Origin of the sequence: Paracoccus sp. T5 (assembly GCF_048538155.2) — a bacterium.
In the GTDB taxonomy this organism is placed as follows: Bacteria; Pseudomonadota; Alphaproteobacteria; order Rhodobacterales; family Rhodobacteraceae; genus Paracoccus.
Genome location: NZ_CM135809.1, coordinates 389,402 through 406,099 on the forward strand (window position 1 = coordinate 389,402; position 16,698 = coordinate 406,099).

The window sequence follows — 16,698 nt, forward strand, 5'->3', positions numbered from 1 at the left end:
CCGACCGTGACCGCAGGTCCGGGCGCCACTGACAGCCGCGACCCTAGCCCGCCAGGGCCGGTCAGGCGCGGCCGCCTGCCTGCCAACTACAGTTCGGTCCGCAACTCCCACAGGTCCGGGAACAGCACCACGTCCAGCATCCGCCGCAGATAGTTGACGCCCGACGTGCCCCCCGATCCGCGCTTGAACCCGATGATCCGTTCCACGGTGGTCACATGGTTGAACCGCCAGCGGCGGAAGTAATCCTCGAAATCGACCAGCTTCTCGGCCAGTTCGTACAGCTCCCAATACCGTGCCGGATCGCGATAGACGGCCAGCCAGGCCGCCCGCGCCGCCGCGTCCGGCGCATGGGGGGCGTCCAGCGCCGCCCGGGGGGCCACATCGAATCCCGCCGCCCGCAGCCGCCCCAGAACCTCGTCATAGAGCGACGGCTGCGCCGCCTCGGCCCGCAGCGCATCGGCCAGGTCCGGGCGATGCGCATGGGGCGCGATCATCGCCATGTTGCGGTTGCCCGCGACGAATTCGATCATCCGGTACTGATGCGACTGGAACCCGCTGCTTTCGGCCAGCGCCGGGCGAAAGGTCGAATATTCCGACGGCGTCATCGTGCGCAGCACATCCCAGGCCGAATTCAGTTGCTCCATGATCCGCGCCACGCGCGTCAGCATCTTGAAGGCCGGGCGCAGGTCGCCCACAGCGATCCGGTCCCGCGCCGCCCCCATCTCCAGCAGCGCCAGCTTCATCCACAATTCGGACGTCTGGTGCTGGATGATGAACAGCATCTCGTCATGCGCGTCCGACAGGGGAGCTTGGGCCGTCAGCAGGCGGTCCAGCCCCAGGTAATCGCCATAGGACATGCGCCCGTCGAACGACATGCGCGCGCCTTCCTGTGCAGGGTCGATGGTCATTGCTTCAGTCTGAACCTCTGGATCTTGCCGGTCTGAGTCTTGGGCAGGGCCTCGCAGAACACCACCCGGCGGGGATATTTGAAGGGCGCGATCGCATCCTTGACGTGCCGCTGCAAGCGTTCGGACGTGGCCGCATCCGGCGCGATGCCGGGGGCGAGCACCACATGCGCCTCGACGATCTGGCCGCGTTCCGCGTCGGGCGCGCCGATCACCGCGCATTCCAGAACGTCGGGATGCGCCAGCAGGGCGGCCTCCACGTCCGGCCCGGCGATGTTGTAGCCCGACGACACGATGATGTCGTCGCAGCGCGCCGCGAAATGGAACCGGCCGTCCTCATCCTGCCAGAAGGTGTCGCCGGTCAGGTTCCAGCCGTCCTGCACGTAATCCGCCTGCCGCGCGTCGTTCAGATAGCGGCAGCCGGTGGGCCCGATCACCGCCAGACGCCCCATCTCTCCGCGCGGCACCTCATGGCCCTGATCGTCGACGATCCGCGCCCGATACCCTTGAACCGGACGCCCGGTGCAGCCCGGATGGCTGTCGTCCAGCCGATTGGTCAGGAAGATGTGCAGCATCTCGGTGGCGCCGATCCCGTCCAGCAGCGGCTTGCCCGTGCGGTCGTGCCAGTCCTGCCAGATCGGCGCGGGCAGGGTCTCTCCGGCGCTGATCGCCGCGCGCAGGCTGGAGAGGTCCGCCCCCTGGTCCATCGCGCGCAGCATCACCCGATAGGCGGTGGGCGCCGTCACGCAGATCGTGGCGCGGTGGCGTTCGATGATCTCGATCATGTTCGGCGGAGAGGCATTCTCCAGCAGCACCGCGCTAGCCCCGAAGCGCAGCGGGAACACCGCCAGCCCGCCCAGCCCGAAGGTGAAGGCCAAGGGCGGTGACCCCACAAAGACATCGTCCGGCGTCACCTCCAGCACCTCGCGCGCATAGCCGTCGGCGATGATCAGCAGGTCGCGGTGGAAATGCATCGTGGCCTTGGGCTCTCCGGTCGACCCCGAGGTCATGCCCAGCAGCGCCACGTCGTCCCGCCCGGTCCGCACCGGGTCGAACCGCACCGGCTTGGTCAACGCCGCCCGGTCCAGCTCCGCATCGTGGTTCGCGGTGCCGTCGAACCCAACCACCGTGGTCAGCGTGGCCGAGCCCTTGGCCGCCGCCACCAGCTCATCCATCAGCCGCGTGTCGCAGAGCGCATGCGTCACCTGCGCCTTGTCGATGATCTGGGACAGCTCCTTGGCGCGCAGCATGGGCATGGTGTTGACCACGACCGCCCCCGCCTTGGTCGCAGCCAGCCAGCAGGCGACCATCGCGGGGTTGTTGGCCGACCGGATCAGCACCCGGTTGCCCGGCCGCAGCCCGTAATCCGCGACCAGCGCATAGGCCAGCCGGTTGGTCCAGTCCGACAGCTCCTTGTAGGTCCGCGCCCGCCCGTTGCCGACCAGCGCGACCCGGTCGCCAAAGCCCCGATCGACCATGCGGTCGGTCAGTTCCGCCCCCGCATTCAGCCAGTCGGGATAGTCGTATCGGGACAGGTCGATCCGCGGCCAGGCCTCCGGCGGAGGCAGGTTGTCGCGCGTGAACGTATCCTCGTGCCCGCTTGGTCCCAGCATCACCGTCCCCCTATTCCGGCACCACGGCCGTGGCCTCGATCTCGACCTTGGCGCGGTCCTCGACCAGGGCCACGACCTGCACCAGTGCCATGGCCGGGTAATGCCGCCCGATCACGTCGCGATAGGCGGCTCCCACCTCGCGCAGCGCGCCCAGGTATTCGTGCTTGTCGGTGACGTACCAGGTCAGCCGCACCAGATGCTGGGGCCCCGCGCCACCCTCGGCCAGGACCGCCACGATGTTCTCCAGCACCTGCCGGACCTGCCCCGCGAAATCATCGGTCTGAAAGACCTGATCCGCGTCCCAGCCCACCAGCCCGCCGGTGAATATCATCCGCCCCCGCGCCATGATCCCGTTGGAATAGCCCGACGCCCGCTTCCACGTCGCCGGATGCAAGGGTTCATGCATGATGCGCCTCCAGGGTCTTGCGGATGTCGGCGGGCCAGGGCGCGGGCGTAAAATCGCGGTCCATCCAGACCACGGTTGTCCGTGCCTCCACCCGGTCCTCGCCGCGGACCAGGAAACGCGCGCTAGACTGGCCCAGATGCTCGACCACCAGCGTCCAGTCCAGCCGGTCACCAAGGCGCGACGGCTTGCGGAACGCCATCTCCAGCGCGACGGTGGGCATGCCCTGACCCGCCGCCATCATCGGCCCGAAGCCATGCCCCACGACCTCCAGGAAGAAGTTCTCCACCATGTGGTTCACCATCTCCGCATAGCGGGGATAGAAGACGATCCCCGCCGGGTCGCAATGACAGAATTCGATGGGAATGGTGCGGGTATAGGTCATGCGCCCTCCAGGATGCTGCGGGCGATGACGACGCGTTGCACGTCGCTGGCCCCCTCATAGATGCGCAGGGCGCGGATCTCGCGGTACAGGCTCTCGACCGGGCTGCCCACGCGCACGCCGTCGCCGCCATGCAGCTGCACAGCCTGGTCGATGACCTCCTGCGCGATCTCGGTGGCATAGAGTTTCGCCATCGCCGCCTCGCGGGTGATGCGCGCAACGCCCCGGTCCTTGGCCCAAGCCGCGCGATAGATCAGCAGGGCGGCGGCGTCGATCTTCAGCGCCATGTCGGCCAGATGCCCCTGGACCATCTGCAACTCGGCCATGGGCGCGCCCTGGATCTGGCGCGACCGCACGCGGGCCAGCGCCTCGTCCAAGGCGCGCCGCGCGAACCCCAAGGCCGCGGCCCCCACCGTGGGCCGGAAATGATCCAGCACCGTCATCGCGATGCGAAAGCCCTGTCCCGGCTGGCCGATCAGCGCGTCGCCGGGCAGCCGCACCCCCGTCAGGCGCAGATGCGCCAGCGGATGCGGGGCCATCACGTCGATGCGGCTGACCATCTCCAGCCCCAGCGTCTCGGCGGGCAGCAGAAAGGCCGACAGCCCCCGCGCGCCCGCACCCTCTCCGGTCCGCGCGACGATCACATAGACATCCGCGATCCCGCCATTCGAGATATAGGTCTTTTCCCCGTCCAGCACCCACCCGTCGCCCTCGCGCCGCGCCGTGGTCGCCAGCCGCGCCACGTCCGACCCCGATGCAGGCTCGGTCAGCGCGAACCCCGAAATGGCCCGCCCCGAACGCGTCCGCTCCAGCCATGCCCGCTGCGCCGCACTGCCGAACAGCGTCACCGCGCCCATGCCCAGCCCCTGCATGGCGAATGCGAAATCCGCCAGCCCGTCATGGCGCGCCAGCGTCTCGCGGATCAGGCACAGCGCGCGCACGTCCAGCGCCTCGCCCCCCGAATGGCGCAACCAGCCGCCGTTCCCCAAGGCCCGCACCAGCCCCCGACAGGCCCCGTCGACATCGACGTGATCCACCGGCAGCGCACCCGTGGCCCAGTCCTCCAGCCCTTGGGCCAGCACCCGATGCCTGTCCTCGAAGAACGGCCAGTCCAGAAAGCTGCGATCCATCTTCTCTGTTGCCCAAATACCTGAAAAATCAGTTGCCCTCGAAGACCGGCACCTCTTTGGCGACAAAGGCCCGATAGGCGCGTTCGAAATCGCGCGTGCTCATGCAGATGGCCTGGGCCTGCGCCTCGGCCTCGATTGCCTGGTCCAGCCCCATGGTCCATTCCTGCAGCAGCTGCGTCTTGGTGATGCCATGCGCCCAGGTGGGCCCCGCCGCGATGGCCCGCGCCAGATCCATCGCGGCCGCGAAGACGTCGTCATGCAGGCTGTTCCAGAACCCCCACCGCTCGCCCTCCGCGGCGCGCAGCACGCGGCCCGTGTACAAAAGCTCCGCCGCCCGCCCTTGGCCCACGATGCGCGGCAGCATCGCGCAGGCGCCCATGTCGCAGCCCGCCAGCCCCACCTTGGTGAACAGGAACGCCGCCTTGGCGGACGGCGCCGCCAGCCGCAGGTCGCTGGCCATCGCCATGATCGCGCCCGCACCGACGCAGACCCCCTCGACCGCGGCGATCACCGGCTTGCCGCAATGGATCATCGCGCGCACCAGCTCCCCGGTCATGCGGGTAAAGGCCAACAGCTGCGGCATCTCCATGCCCACCAGCGGCCCGATGATCTCATGCACGTCGCCGCCCGAACAGAAATTCCCGCCGTTCGAGGCCAGCACCACCACATCCACATCCGATGCATGCGCCAGCATGCGGAAACACGCCCCCAGCTCGGCATAGCTGTCAAAGGTCAGGGGGTTCTTGCGCTCGGGGCGGTTCAGACGGATCACCGCGATGCGGTCCGTGACCTCCCACAGGAAATGCTCGGGCGCGAGGCCTGCCATGGTGACGGGGTTCATTCGGTTCTCCCGGCGCGGGACAGGATGTCGCGCAGCGCCTCCAGATCGGTTTCGGACAATCGTCCCAGGATCGCGTCGACCTCGGCCTCGTGGCCCAGGGCCATGATCTCGAATGCCTCCAGGCCCCCGGGCGTCAGGCGCACGCGGATGCGGCGGCGGTCGCCATCCTCGGCCTCGCGGCGCACCATGCCGTCTGCCTCCAGCCGGTCGACGACCGCGGTCGCGTTGCCGTTCGACACCAAAAGCAGGCGCGACAGTTCCGACATGGTCACGCCGTCCCGCCTGCGCCACAGCGCCGCCATCACGTCGAACCGCGGCAGGGTGGTGCCATGCGCGCGGCGCAGATAGTCGCGCAGCTGGTTCTCGGCCCCCCGCGTCACGCCCAGAAGGCGGATCCAGGTCTTCAGCCGTCGCTTTGACAGGTCGCTCATGCGCTCTCGCCCCCGTCCAGGACGATGGCTTGGCCGTTCACGCTGGCCGCCGCGAGCGATGCCAACCACAGGGCCGTGGCCGTCACCTCCGCAGGCGCGATCAGCCGCCCCTGCGGGTTCCGGCCCGCCAGCGCCGCCACCGCCGCATCGCGGTCGCGGCCGGTCTTTTCCATGATGTTGGCGATGCTGCGCCCGGTCATCTCGGTATCCAGATAGCCGGGGCAGATCGCGTTGACGGTGATCTCCTTCCGGGCGACCTCCAGCGCCAGCGACCGCACCAGGCCCATCACGCCGTGCTTGCTGGCCGCATAGGGCGCCGCATAGGCCGCGCCGCGCACGCCGGTGATCGAACAGATGGCGATCATCCGCCCCCCCGGTCCCATCTGCGAAAGCGCCTGCCGGAATGTCAGGAACACGCCGGTCAGGTTGACCGCGATGATGCGGTTCCAGTGATCCATCGTGACCTTGCCAAAGGGCGCGGCCTCGGCGATGCCCGCATTGGCGATGACCACCTGGCAGGGACCGGCGGCGTCAAAGACTGTGCGCACCTGATCCTCGTCGCTGACATCGCCCGGGACGGCGCGGATCAATTCGCCCGCCACCGCGTCCAGTTTGGTGGCATCGCGGCCGGTGATGACGACCTCGTGGCCCTGGGCCGCAAAGGCGCGGGCCATGTCGGCGCCGGTGCCGCTGCCGCCACCGGTGATCAGGATGCGGGTCATGCGCGGATCTCCTCGGGCTGCTTCTGGGCCAGACGCCGGGCCTGATCGCGCCCCGCGTGATAGGGCAGAGGCCAGTCCGTCCCGTCGCCAAGCGCCGTCGCCGCGTGCAGCGTCCAATACGGGTCGGCCAGATGTGGCCGCCCGATGGCCACCAGATCGGCGCGCCCCGCCATCAGGATGCCGTTGGCCTGATCCGCGTTGGTGATGTTGCCCACCGCCATCGTGGCCAGCCCGGCCTGGTTGCGGATGCGGTCGGAAAACGGCGTCTGGAACATCCGCCCATAGACCGGCCGCGCCAAGGGCGTCGTCTGGCCTGCGGACACGTCGATGATATCCGCTCCCGCCGCGTGAAAGGCCTGCGCGATGGCAACCGAATCCTCGGGCGTGACGCCGTCATCGGTCCAGTCCGTGGCCGAGATGCGCACCGACATCGGCTTGTCCTCCGGCCAGACGACGCGCATCGCGGCGAAGACCTCCAGCGGCCAGCGCAGGCGGTTCTCTAGGCTGCCGCCATAGTCATCCGTGCGCCGGTTCGACACCGGCGACAGGAACCCCGACAGCAGATAGCCGTGCGCCGCGTGCAGCTCGACCATGTCAAAGCCCGCCGCATCGGCCATGCGGGTGGCGGCGACGAACTGCGTGGTGACCGCCTTCATGTCGGTACGGGTCATTTCGCGCGGGACGGCGTTGCCGTCGGACCAAGGCAGGGCGGACGCGGCCATGACCGGCCAGTTGCCCTCGGCCAGCGGCTGGTCCATCCCCTCCCACCCGATGCGGGTGCTGCCCTTGCGGCCCGAATGGCCGATCTGGCAGCAGATCTTCGCGTCGGTTTCCGCATGGACGAAATCGGTGATCCGCCGCCAGGCCGCCTGATGCTCGGGCGCGTAAAGGCCCGGACAGCCGGGTGTGATGCGGCCTTGCGCGCTGACGCAGGTCATCTCGGTAAAGACCAGCCCCGCCCCGCCCTTGGCGCGTTCGCCGTAATGGACCAGATGCCAGTCGGTCGGGCAGCCTTCGCGGGCCTTGTACTGGGCCATGGGCGAGACGACGATGCGGTTCTTCAGCGCCATGTCGCGCAGGCGGAAGGGGGCAAAGATCGGCGCGCGGCCCGGCTGGCCGCCGGCCTGGGCCTGGAACCAGTCCTCGGCCTCGCGGACCCAATCGGGGTCGCGCAGGCGCAGGTTCTCGTGGCCGATGCGCTGGCTGCGGGTCAGCAGGGAATAGGTGAACTGGATCGGGTCCAGGTCCAGATAGCGTTCGACCTCCTCGAACCATTCCAGGCTGTTGCGGGCCGCCGATTGCAGGCGCAGCACCTCGACCCGCCGCTCGTCCTGATAGCGTTCGAAGGCGCGGGGCAGGTCGGGTTCCGAATGCAGGTAATCGGCCAGCGCGATGGCGCTGTCCAAGGCCAGCCGCGTGCCCGAGCCGATCGAGAAATGCCCCGTCGCCGCCGCATCGCCCATCAGCACGACGTTCTCATGGTACCAACGGTCGCAGATGACGCGCGGAAAGTTCATCCAGACGGCAGAGCCACGCAGATGGGCGGCGTTCGACATCAGGTCGCGCCCGCCCAGATGGTCCTTGAAGACCTCGCGGCAGGTCTCGACGATCTGCTCCTTGGTCATGCCTTCGAAGCCCATCGCGTCCCAGGTCTCCTGCGAACATTCCACGATGAAGGTCGCGGTGTCGGCGTCGAAGGAATAGACATGCGCCCAGAGCCAGCCCTGCGGCGTATTCTCGAAGATGAAGGTGAAGGCGTCGTCGAATTTCTGTTTCGTGCCCAGCCAGACGAACTTGCAGCGGCGCATGTCGATGTCGGGGCGGAAGACCTCGGCATATTCGGCGCGCACCTTGCTGTTCAGCCCGTCGCAGGCGACGACCAGGTCATAGTCGCGGCGGTAATGTTCGGCGGTCTGGAACTCGGTCTGAAATTGCAGGTCCACGCCCAGCTGTCGCGCGCGGTCCTGCAGCAGGATCAGCAGCTGCCGCCGGCCGATCCCCGCGAAGCCGTGCCCGCCAGAGACCTGCCGGTGGCCGTCGCGCACCACCGCGATATCATCCCAATAGATGAAGTGGTCGCGGATCGCCTGCGCCGAGGACGGGTCGTTGCCTTCCAGCCGCGACAGGGCGTCGTCGGACAGCACCACGCCCCAGCCGAAGGTGTCGCCCGCGCCGTTGCGTTCCAGCACGGTCACCTCATGCGCCGGATCGCGCAGCTTCATGGAGATCGCGAAATAAAGGCCCGCCGGACCGCCGCCCAGACAGAGAATCTTCATGACGTGCCACCTCCTGCACCGGAGGCTGGCATGGCGCCAAGATCATTTCAAGCTTGAAGCTTCCTGGGCGATGGACCGGGCGATCATCGCCGGGACCTCGGGGGCCAGGCCCAGGGGGGCAAGGCGCGGGCCGGTGAAGCCCGCCTGGTCCAGCGCCTCGGGCAGGTCGTCCAGCACATGTTCGGCCCTCAGCGCGAACAGCGGCAGGCTGATCGCGCGCTCCAGCCCCTTCGCGGCATCGGCGATGAAGGGCTCCTGTTCGACGAATCCCGTGACGACCCGCGCGAAATGCGGCGACAGGCGTTCGGCCAGCGCGGTGGTGATATCAAAGCTGGCCTGGCTGCGCTGAGAGCCATGCGCCGACAGCAGCAGCGTCGTGTCGGGCAGCGCCCAGCCCTGCGCCTCGGCCGCCTGCCGGGCCTTTTCGACGATGAGGTCCGGCAGGCCCGGATCGGTGCCGAAGGGGCGCATGATATGGGCGCCCGGCGCACCCGCCCCGGTCAGGCGGCGGGGCAGTTCGGTGCCGGTGAACCAGCCCTCGGCCATGAACATCGGATAGATGATGCAGTCGCTGCGGCAGGTGCGGGGCAGCGCCTCGGGGTCGGCCAGGGTCGCCCCCAGGACCTCGACGCCGGGCGCGTGGCGCGCCACCTCGGCCGCCAGGGCCTCGATCGCCGCCTGCTGGGGCGCGGGGTCGCCGGGCTGGCCATGCGAGATGATGACCGCCCGCGTCACGATCTGCGGCCGGTCGCCTTCGCGGAAGAAGCGGGCAAAGTTTTCGGGCATGGGGAATTCGGCCAAGGCGCGGGCCCGAGCCTCGTCCGACATCTTGCGGGCGGTCTTTTCGATGATGCGGGGCATCTTGTCGTTGGGCAGGGCGGCCATGAAGTCGCCCAGATACCAGCGGATGAAGGTGAAGCAGATCACGTCCTCCAGCGCCTGGACCTGGGGATCGCGCTTGATCCCCTGTTTCGTCAGCATCCTGCGGGCGCGGTCGATGTCGTCCGCGTCATAGCCCGCATCCGTCATGATGCCCGCGATACGCTCGGCATGGCGGCGGCCCTGCTCCTGGCGCCATTGCAGATAGCCGGGGCGGTTCATCGGAAAGGCGCTGCGGGGCAGGGTCCAGCGTTCGATGTGCTGGCCCCGGCAAGCGATGCGCAGCACGTCGTCGGCCTGGGGAAACAGGCTTTGCTGTTCCGCCGTCATCCGCTGGCCATAAAGCAGGTTGGCCGGCTTGCCCTCATCAAGGTTCGGGTCCTGCGTATTGGCGGCGTCGATGGCGGCAAAGGCGTGGTCGAGGCGGGTCATCGCGGTCTCCGGGTTCTTTTGGCGACTGTGCGCAAGGGGGGTGCCAGAGGCAAGCAAAGATGGGCGGCGCGGCCTCCGTCCTGCGGACTCCCCCGGAGGCATCTCGGCAAGGGAGAAGGATCAGGGCAGCGCAAAAAGGTCGGGAAGGTCCTGGCGGTCGTCCAGCAGGACCTGGGCCGCCAGATCCGCGATCAGGGGCGCCATGCCAAAGCCGATCTTGAAGCCGCCATTGGCGATCAGGTGGCCCGGCCGTCCCGGCCAGGGGGCCAGCACGGGCGCGCGGGAACGTGCGCGCGGGCGAAGGCCGGCCCAGACCTCCAGGACCGGCGCCTCCCGCAGCGCGGGGCACAGGGCGCGGGCGCGGGCCAGCAATGCGTCGGCCTGATGATCGGGACGGTCATGGTCATAGCTGTTTTCCGAAGTGGAGCCGATCGCGGTGGTGCCGTCGGCATGGGGGACCACGTGCAGCCCGTCCGCAAAGACCTGCGGCGCGTCCGGCGCGGCATGGGCCAGCAGCAGCGACTGGCCCTTGACGCCCTGGCCGATCCTGCGCTCCAGCGCCAGGTTCAGGTCGAAAAGTCCCGGCGTTCCCGTGGCCCAGAGGGTGGGGGCCGCATCCGGCGCCGGGCGATCCTCGATGATCTCGCCGCCCCGCGTGCGAATGGCGGCAGCCAAGGCGGCCAGCGCGGCACGCGGGTTCAGCCGTGCGGTCATCCGGTCCTGCAGCCACAGCCCGGTGGGGCTGTCGGGCACCAGGGGTGCGTCCGGGCAGTCGGTCAGCGACATCCCCAGGTCCTGCGGCCAGTTCCGCGCGGCGGCCGCGATGCGGTCGGTCATGCGTTCGGCCATGGCCGGGTCCGCGACAGGCTGCAGGCGGCCCGTGCGGCCATAGCCTGTGGGCAGGCCCGAGACATCCTCGACCTCGGCCCAGAAGTCCGGGGCGGCCAAAAGGCTTTGCAGCTGCAGCGCCTTTTTGGGGTTCCAGTTTTCGGGCGCATGGGGGGCCAGGGCGCCCACATGCCCGCCCGAGGCGCCGGCGCCGATGTGGCGCGCCTCGAAGACCCGCACCCGCGCGCCCCGGCGGGCCAGCGCCCAGGCCGTGGCCAGCCCGAAGATGCCGGCCCCTGCCACATGGATCATCCCGTCCCTTGCCAAAGCCGCGTCCTTTCCCGAAAGCTGCCGGTCATGAGCGATCTAGACCAACCCCGCCCCGAAGACGAGCCTGCGCTGGACTGGCGCGAGGGGGGCGTGCCGGTGTCGACCCGGTTCGACGACCCGTATTTCAGCCTGTCGGGCGGGCTGGAGGAAACCCGGCACGTGTTCTTGCAGGGCAACGACCTGCCCGCGCGGCTGGTGGCAGGCTTTCACGTGGCGGAACTGGGCTTTGGCACCGGGCTGAACGCGCTGGCGCTGGCGCAGGTCGCGCAGGTGCCGGTGCGGATGACCAGCTTCGAGGCCTTCCCGATGAGCCTGCCGCAACTGGCCCAGGCCCATGCGGCCTTTCCGGAACTGGCGGACCTGGCGGCGCAGTTGCGGGCGGGCTGGGGCGGCGCGCGGATCAACCTGGGCCAGGTCGAGTTGACACTGGTGCTGGGCGACGTGGCGCAAACCTTGCCCGAATGGCACGGGCGGGCCGATGCCTGGTTCCTGGACGGGTTCTCGCCCGCCAAGAACCCGCAGATGTGGGAACCTGCGGTGATGGCCCAGGTGGCGCGGCACACCCGGCCCGGCGGCAGCTTTGCGACCTATACCGCGGCCGGCCATGTGCGCCGGGCCCTGGCCGAGGCGGGGTTCGTGGTGACCCGCAGCCCGGGTTTCGGGCGCAAGCGGCACATGAGCGTCGGGCGGCTGCCCGCAGCGCCTGTCATCGACGCGTGACCCGGGGGATACGGCTGCCGGCATAGGCCGCGTCCGGATGCGGGGGATGGCCATGGGTGCGGCTCCAGAAGTCCGGGCCACCCCGGCGCAGGAACAGCGGCAGCGCCAGCAGCAGGCCCGCGGCAAATCCGCCCGCATGGGCCCAGTAGGCCACGCCGCCCTGCGCGCCGACATTGGCAAAGCCGCCCAGCAGCTGCAGGCCGAACCAGAGGCCCAGCATCAGCCAGGCGGGCAGGGTGAAGACCTTGAAGAAAATGATGAAGATCGCCACCACATCGACCCGGGCGCGCGGGAACATCAGCAGATAGCCCCCCATCACCCCCGCGATCGCCCCCGAGGCGCCGACCATCGGCACCGGCGACAGCGGGTCGGCCCAGATCTGCGCCGCCGCCGCCGCAAGCCCTGCGCCCAGGTAGAAGCCCAGAAAGCCCGCGCGGCCCATCTGGTCCTCCAGGTTGTCGCCGAAGATCCACAGGAACAGCATGTTTCCGCCCAGGTGCAGCAGGCCCGCATGCAGGAACATGTGGGTCAGCAGCCCGCCCATCAGCTCTCCGTTGACGATGGCCAGCGGATAGAGCGCCAGCTGCGCCCAGAGCATCTCGCCTGCCTCCTGTCCCGGCAGGGTGACCAGATACATTGCGATATTGGCCGCGATCAGCGCCCAGGTGACCAGCGGCCTGCGGCTGGAGGGATTGTGGTCGCGGATCGGGAACATCGGTGTCAGCCCGTCCGGGCGCGGTCGCAGGGTGCAACACGGGGGCGTGGCGCGGCGCAGGGCGGGGCAGGTGGGGCCATCGGGCGTCTCCGGAGGGGGGTGCGGGGGCAGCTTGCGTCGGAGGCGCCGAGGGTGCAAGCCTTCGCCCGAGGCCGCAAAGGCGGAGGCAAAAGGCGCCCGGCTGGCAAAGGCCGGCGGGCATGCCTATCTGCGGACCGGGCGCATGCGGCCCGCGGGCATCCATTCACACGGGAGAGGCGCATGGGCGCGATCATCGAAATCGACCATCTTTCGAAGCAGTACGGCAGCGGCACCCGGGCGCTGGACGATGTCAGCCTGACCATCGACGAGGGCGAGATCATCGCCCTTCTGGGGCCGAACGGGGCGGGCAAGACGACGCTGATCTCGATCATCTGCGGGTTGGTCGTGCCGACCGGCGGCACGGTCCGCGTGGGCGGCCACGACATCCGCAGCGACTGGCGCGCGGCCCGCCGCCTGATCGGCCTTGTCCCGCAGGAAATCGCGCTGGAACCGTTCGAGAAGGTCATCAACTGCGTCCGCTTCACCCGCGGCCTCTTCGGGATGCCCCGTGACGACGCCCATATCGAACGCATCCTGCGGGCGCTGTCGCTGTGGGACAAGCGCGATGCCGCCACGCGCGAGCTGTCGGGCGGCATGAAGCGCCGCGTGCTGATCGCCAAGGCGCTGTCGCACCAGCCCAAGGTGCTGTTCCTGGACGAACCGACCGCCGGCGTGGACGTGGCCCTGCGCCGCGAGATGTGGGATGTGGTGGCCGATCTGCGCCGCGAAGGGGTGACCATCATCCTGACCACGCATTACCTGGAGGAGGCCGAGGAGATGGCCGACCGCGTCGGCGTCATCGCCAAAGGCCAGCTGCTGCTGGTCCGCCCCACGGCCGAGCTGATGGGCGATTTCGGCAAGAAGACCCTGACCATCGACCTGGACGCGCCCCTGGCGGCGATTCCCCCCGAACTGGCCGGGCGCGATCTCAGCCTGTCGCCGGACGGCCGGCAACTGGCCTTCGATTACGATACCCGCGCCGAACGCACCGGCATCGCGCGGCTGCTGGGGGACCTGGCGGCGCAGGGGATCACCGTGCGCGACGTGTCCACCCGGCAATCCTCCCTTGAGGAGGTCTTCCTGTCCCTGGTTTCGGAGAACGCGGCATGAGCGGCATCAACTGGCGCGGCGTGGGCGCGATCTTCCACCACGAGATGATGCGCTTTTTCCGCACGATCTGGCAGTCGCTGGCCTCGCCCGTCCTGTCCACGGTGCTGTATTTCGTGGTCTTCGGCGCGGCCATCGGCGGGCGCATCCAGTCGGTCGAGGGCGTGGAATACGGCGCCTTCATCGTGCCGGGCCTGATGATGCTGACCGTGCTGCAGCAATCCGTCAGCAATGCCAGCTTTGGCATCTACTTTCCGAAATTCAGCGGCACGATCTATGAATACCTCGTCTCGCCCGTGGGCTGGATCGAGGTGACGCTTGGCTTTGTCGGGGCGGCGGCGGCCAAGGCGGTGATGATCGCGCTGGTGATCCTGCTGACCAGTTTCGTCTTTGTCGGCGTCCACATCCTGCACCCGTTCTGGATGCTGGCCTTCCTGGTGCTGTCCGCCCTGGGGTTCAGCCTGCTGGGCTTCATCATCGGCCTCTGGGCCAAGTCCTTTGAGCAGCTGCAGATCGTGCCGATGATGGTCATCACGCCGCTGGTCTTCCTGGGCGGGGCCTTCTACTCGGCCAGCATGCTGCCGCCTTTCTGGGAGGGCGTGGCCAAGCTGAACCCGGTCCTCTACCTGATCTCGGGGTTCCGCTGGTCGTTCTTCGGGCTGGCCGACGTGCCGGTGGGGGTGTCGCTGGTCGCGGTGGCGGTGATGGTCATTCTCTGCATGGCGATCATCCGCTGGATCTTTGCCACCGGCTGGCGCCTGCGCGAATGATCGGGTCGGCGCGCCTCAGCGGCGCGCCTGCGTCCCCCCGCCCTGCAGGCTGCCGCAGATGCGGGTCTGCGGGTCCAGCTGCACATATTCGCGGGCGCTGATCACCTGCATCTCCATCGACCGGTTCCAGCCGCCGAACCAGCGGTCGCGGACGCCGCCCCGGTAATAGTTGCCCATGATCTGGTCGACATAGGGCGGGATGATCTGCGTGTTAGGGATGCGGGGCGCGTGAAAGCCGATGCGCGCCTTGGGCCCCAGGCACGCATTCGGCAGCGTCGTCAGGATCGTGCAGGCCGACCGGCAATAGCCGCGGATGCGCACCTGCTTGCCCGAATTGGCCAGCTGCTGGCGCGTCTGCACCATCTGCAGCACGTTGCCGCCCCGGTTGTTCCACACGTCGATGAACGGCCCGTTGGTCTGGATGCCCTGCGGTTCGGCCGAAAGGACGGGCGAGGCTGCGGCAAGGGCTGCCACAAGGCAGAGGGTCAGGCGGCGCTTGAGTGTCATGCGGGGATCATCTCCGGGTTTCGGGGCGGGGTAAAATCACGTTCAGGCGAAGGAGGCGAGGCTCTTCGAAGACGCGCGGGTATGGCCCAGGGTTTCCGGTCCCGCCCTGCAGGCAGCGTCTTTTCCCGCGCGCCCGAATCGCTTATGTGCGGCGGATGCAACAGAACCCGCCCGACCTGCGCCCCGACCTTGCCCGCGCCCGCATTCCCGACGGCGACCGCCGCGACGGGCAGCCGACCATCGGCATGGTCAGCCTTGGCTGTCCCAAGGCGCTGGTCGACAGCGAACGCATCCTGACCCGCCTGCGGGCCGAGGGTTACGCGATCAGCGCGGATTATCACGGCGCCGATGCGGTGGTGGTCAACACCTGCGGGTTCCTGGACAGCGCCAAGGCCGAAAGCTTGGACGCCATCGGCGAGGCGCTGCGCGAGAACGGCCGGGTGATCGTCACCGGCTGCCTGGGGGCCGAGCCCGACTATATCACCGGCGCGCATCCCAAGGTTCTGGCCGTGACGGGGCCGCATCAGTACGAGCAGGTCCTGGACGCGGTCCACAGGGCGGTGCCGCCGCAGCCCGATCCCTTCATCGACCTGCTGCCGGCCTCGGGTGTCAGCCTGACGCCGCGCCATTACAGCTATCTGAAGATCTCGGAAGGCTGCAACCACAAGTGCAAGTTCTGCATCATCCCCGACATGCGCGGCCGCCTGGCCAGCCGCCCGGCCCATGCGGTGGTGCGCGAGGCCGAGAAGCTGGTCGAGGCCGGCGTCAAGGAACTGCTGGTCATCAGCCAGGACACCTCGGCCTATGGCCTCGACCGCCGGCACGAGACCGAGCGCGGCCACCGGGCGCATATCACCGACCTGGCCCGCGACCTGGGCTCGCTTGGGGCCTGGGTGCGGCTGCACTATGTCTATCCCTATCCGCATGTGCGCGACCTGATCCCGCTGATGGCGGACGGTCTTGTGCTGCCCTATCTGGACATCCCCTTCCAGCACGCCCACCCGGACGTGCTGAAGCGCATGGCCCGCCCTGCCGCCGCCGCCCGCACCCTGGACGAGATCGCCGCATGGCGCGCGATCTGCCGCGAGATCACCCTGCGCTCGACCTTCATTGTGGGCTATCCCGGTGAGACCGAGGCCGAGTTCCAGACCCTGCTGGACTGGCTGGACGAGGCCCAGCTGGATCGCGTCGGCGCCTTTCAGTACGAGAACGTCAAGGGCGCCCGCGCCAATGACCTGCCCGACCATGTGCCCGCCGAGGTCAAGCAGGAGCGGTTCGAACGCTTCATGGAAAAGGCGCAGGCGATCAGCGCCGCCAAGCTGGAGGCCAAGGTCGGCACCCGGATCGAGGTGATCGTGGACGAGGTCGACGAAGGCGGCGCCACCTGCCGCACCAAGGCCGACGCCCCCGAGATCGACGGCAACCTGTTCATCGACCAAGGCTTCGAAGCACTGACCCCCGGCGACATCGTGGAAGTGACCGTGGACGAGGCAGGCGACTACGACCTCTGGGGCCATCTCTAGGCGCCGCACGGGAAAAACCCTGCGGCGCGGATGCTTGACCCTTCCGCGATCCGATCTTTTGCACTAGCCCTTGCACCTGACCGCAGGCAAAGCGAGCGCCCGC

At 68.7% G+C, this 16,698-nt stretch carries 17 protein-coding genes; 4 read left to right on the plus strand and 13 right to left on the minus strand.

Translation table 11 applies throughout. From position 1 onward, the window contains the following. Window positions 1-86: 86 nt before the first annotated feature. The 11 genes from ACNR9W_RS01940 to ACNR9W_RS01990 form a co-directional block, all read right to left on the minus strand. Window positions 87-908, minus strand: a complete 822-nt coding sequence (locus ACNR9W_RS01940) for a tryptophan 2,3-dioxygenase (RefSeq protein WP_419269361.1) — start codon at window positions 906-908, stop codon at window positions 87-89. Continuing rightward, window positions 905-2,518 carry an AMP-binding protein gene (locus tag ACNR9W_RS01945; protein WP_419269359.1) on the minus strand — a complete coding sequence of 538 codons (1,614 nt, stop codon included), beginning with the start codon at window positions 2,516-2,518 and terminating at the stop codon, window positions 905-907. Before ACNR9W_RS01945 ends, ACNR9W_RS01940 begins: the two co-directional genes overlap by 4 nt. Window positions 2,519-2,528: 10 nt before the next feature. Further along, the gene (locus tag ACNR9W_RS01950; protein ID WP_046001239.1) at window positions 2,529-2,924 is read right to left on the minus strand and encodes a RidA family protein; all 396 of its coding nucleotides are present in this window, start codon (window positions 2,922-2,924) and stop codon (window positions 2,529-2,531) included. Next, window positions 2,917-3,306 (minus strand): acyl-CoA thioesterase, encoded by a 390-nt coding sequence (locus ACNR9W_RS01955; protein WP_419269357.1) that lies wholly within the window; start codon window positions 3,304-3,306, stop codon window positions 2,917-2,919. Before ACNR9W_RS01955 ends, ACNR9W_RS01950 begins: the two co-directional genes overlap by 8 nt. Next, window positions 3,303-4,433, minus strand: coding sequence for an acyl-CoA dehydrogenase family protein (locus ACNR9W_RS01960; protein WP_419269355.1), 1,131 nt, complete (start codon window positions 4,431-4,433; stop codon window positions 3,303-3,305). The genes ACNR9W_RS01955 and ACNR9W_RS01960 overlap by 4 nt, the downstream gene beginning before the upstream one ends. 28 nt (window positions 4,434-4,461) lie before the next feature. Beyond that, window positions 4,462-5,274 (minus strand): enoyl-CoA hydratase family protein, encoded by an 813-nt coding sequence (locus tag ACNR9W_RS01965; protein WP_419269353.1) that lies wholly within the window; start codon window positions 5,272-5,274, stop codon window positions 4,462-4,464. Beyond that, a complete protein-coding gene (locus ACNR9W_RS01970; RefSeq protein WP_419269351.1) occupies window positions 5,271-5,705 on the minus strand; it encodes a MarR family winged helix-turn-helix transcriptional regulator in 435 nt (144 codons plus the stop codon). Before ACNR9W_RS01970 ends, ACNR9W_RS01965 begins: the two co-directional genes overlap by 4 nt. Then, the gene (locus tag ACNR9W_RS01975) at window positions 5,702-6,427 is read right to left on the minus strand and encodes an SDR family NAD(P)-dependent oxidoreductase (RefSeq protein WP_419269349.1); all 726 of its coding nucleotides are present in this window, start codon (window positions 6,425-6,427) and stop codon (window positions 5,702-5,704) included. Before ACNR9W_RS01975 ends, ACNR9W_RS01970 begins: the two co-directional genes overlap by 4 nt. Continuing rightward, on the minus strand, window positions 6,424-8,703 hold the full coding sequence (locus ACNR9W_RS01980) for a bifunctional salicylyl-CoA 5-hydroxylase/oxidoreductase (RefSeq protein ID WP_419269347.1): 2,280 nt from the start codon (window positions 8,701-8,703) through the stop codon (window positions 6,424-6,426). Before ACNR9W_RS01980 ends, ACNR9W_RS01975 begins: the two co-directional genes overlap by 4 nt. A gap of 42 nt (window positions 8,704-8,745) precedes the next feature. Beyond that, a complete protein-coding gene (locus ACNR9W_RS01985; protein ID WP_419269345.1) occupies window positions 8,746-10,014 on the minus strand; it encodes a DUF4202 family protein in 1,269 nt (422 codons plus the stop codon). 120 nt (window positions 10,015-10,134) lie between these two features. Next, a complete protein-coding gene (locus ACNR9W_RS01990; protein ID WP_419269343.1) occupies window positions 10,135-11,154 on the minus strand; it encodes an NAD(P)/FAD-dependent oxidoreductase in 1,020 nt (339 codons plus the stop codon). 45 nt (window positions 11,155-11,199) lie between these two features. Here ACNR9W_RS01990 and mnmD point away from each other — a divergent pair, with 45 nt between their 5' ends. Further along, the gene (gene mnmD, locus ACNR9W_RS01995; RefSeq protein ID WP_419269341.1) at window positions 11,200-11,892 is read left to right on the plus strand and encodes a tRNA (5-methylaminomethyl-2-thiouridine)(34)-methyltransferase MnmD; all 693 of its coding nucleotides are present in this window, start codon (window positions 11,200-11,202) and stop codon (window positions 11,890-11,892) included. Here mnmD and ACNR9W_RS02000 read toward each other — a convergent pair. Continuing rightward, window positions 11,879-12,607 (minus strand): rhomboid family intramembrane serine protease, encoded by a 729-nt coding sequence (locus ACNR9W_RS02000; protein WP_419269339.1) that lies wholly within the window; start codon window positions 12,605-12,607, stop codon window positions 11,879-11,881. The genes mnmD and ACNR9W_RS02000 overlap by 14 nt on opposite strands. Window positions 12,608-12,868: 261 nt before the next feature. Between ACNR9W_RS02000 and ACNR9W_RS02005 the strand changes: the two genes are divergently transcribed. Further along, on the plus strand, window positions 12,869-13,798 hold the full coding sequence (locus ACNR9W_RS02005) for an ABC transporter ATP-binding protein (protein ID WP_419269337.1): 930 nt from the start codon (window positions 12,869-12,871) through the stop codon (window positions 13,796-13,798). 5 nt (window positions 13,799-13,803) lie between these two features. Further along, on the plus strand, window positions 13,804-14,565 hold the full coding sequence (locus ACNR9W_RS02010) for an ABC transporter permease (RefSeq protein WP_419269423.1): 762 nt from the start codon (window positions 13,804-13,806) through the stop codon (window positions 14,563-14,565). Window positions 14,566-14,580: 15 nt separating this feature from the next. Here ACNR9W_RS02010 and ACNR9W_RS02015 read toward each other — a convergent pair whose 3' ends face one another. Continuing rightward, window positions 14,581-15,072 (minus strand): hypothetical protein, encoded by a 492-nt coding sequence (locus ACNR9W_RS02015; protein ID WP_419269335.1) that lies wholly within the window; start codon window positions 15,070-15,072, stop codon window positions 14,581-14,583. Window positions 15,073-15,227: 155 nt separating this feature from the next. Here ACNR9W_RS02015 and rimO point away from each other — a divergent pair, with 155 nt between their 5' ends. After that, on the plus strand, window positions 15,228-16,595 hold the full coding sequence (gene rimO / locus ACNR9W_RS02020) for a 30S ribosomal protein S12 methylthiotransferase RimO (RefSeq protein ID WP_419269334.1): 1,368 nt from the start codon (window positions 15,228-15,230) through the stop codon (window positions 16,593-16,595). The last annotated feature ends 103 nt before the right edge of the window (window positions 16,596-16,698 follow it).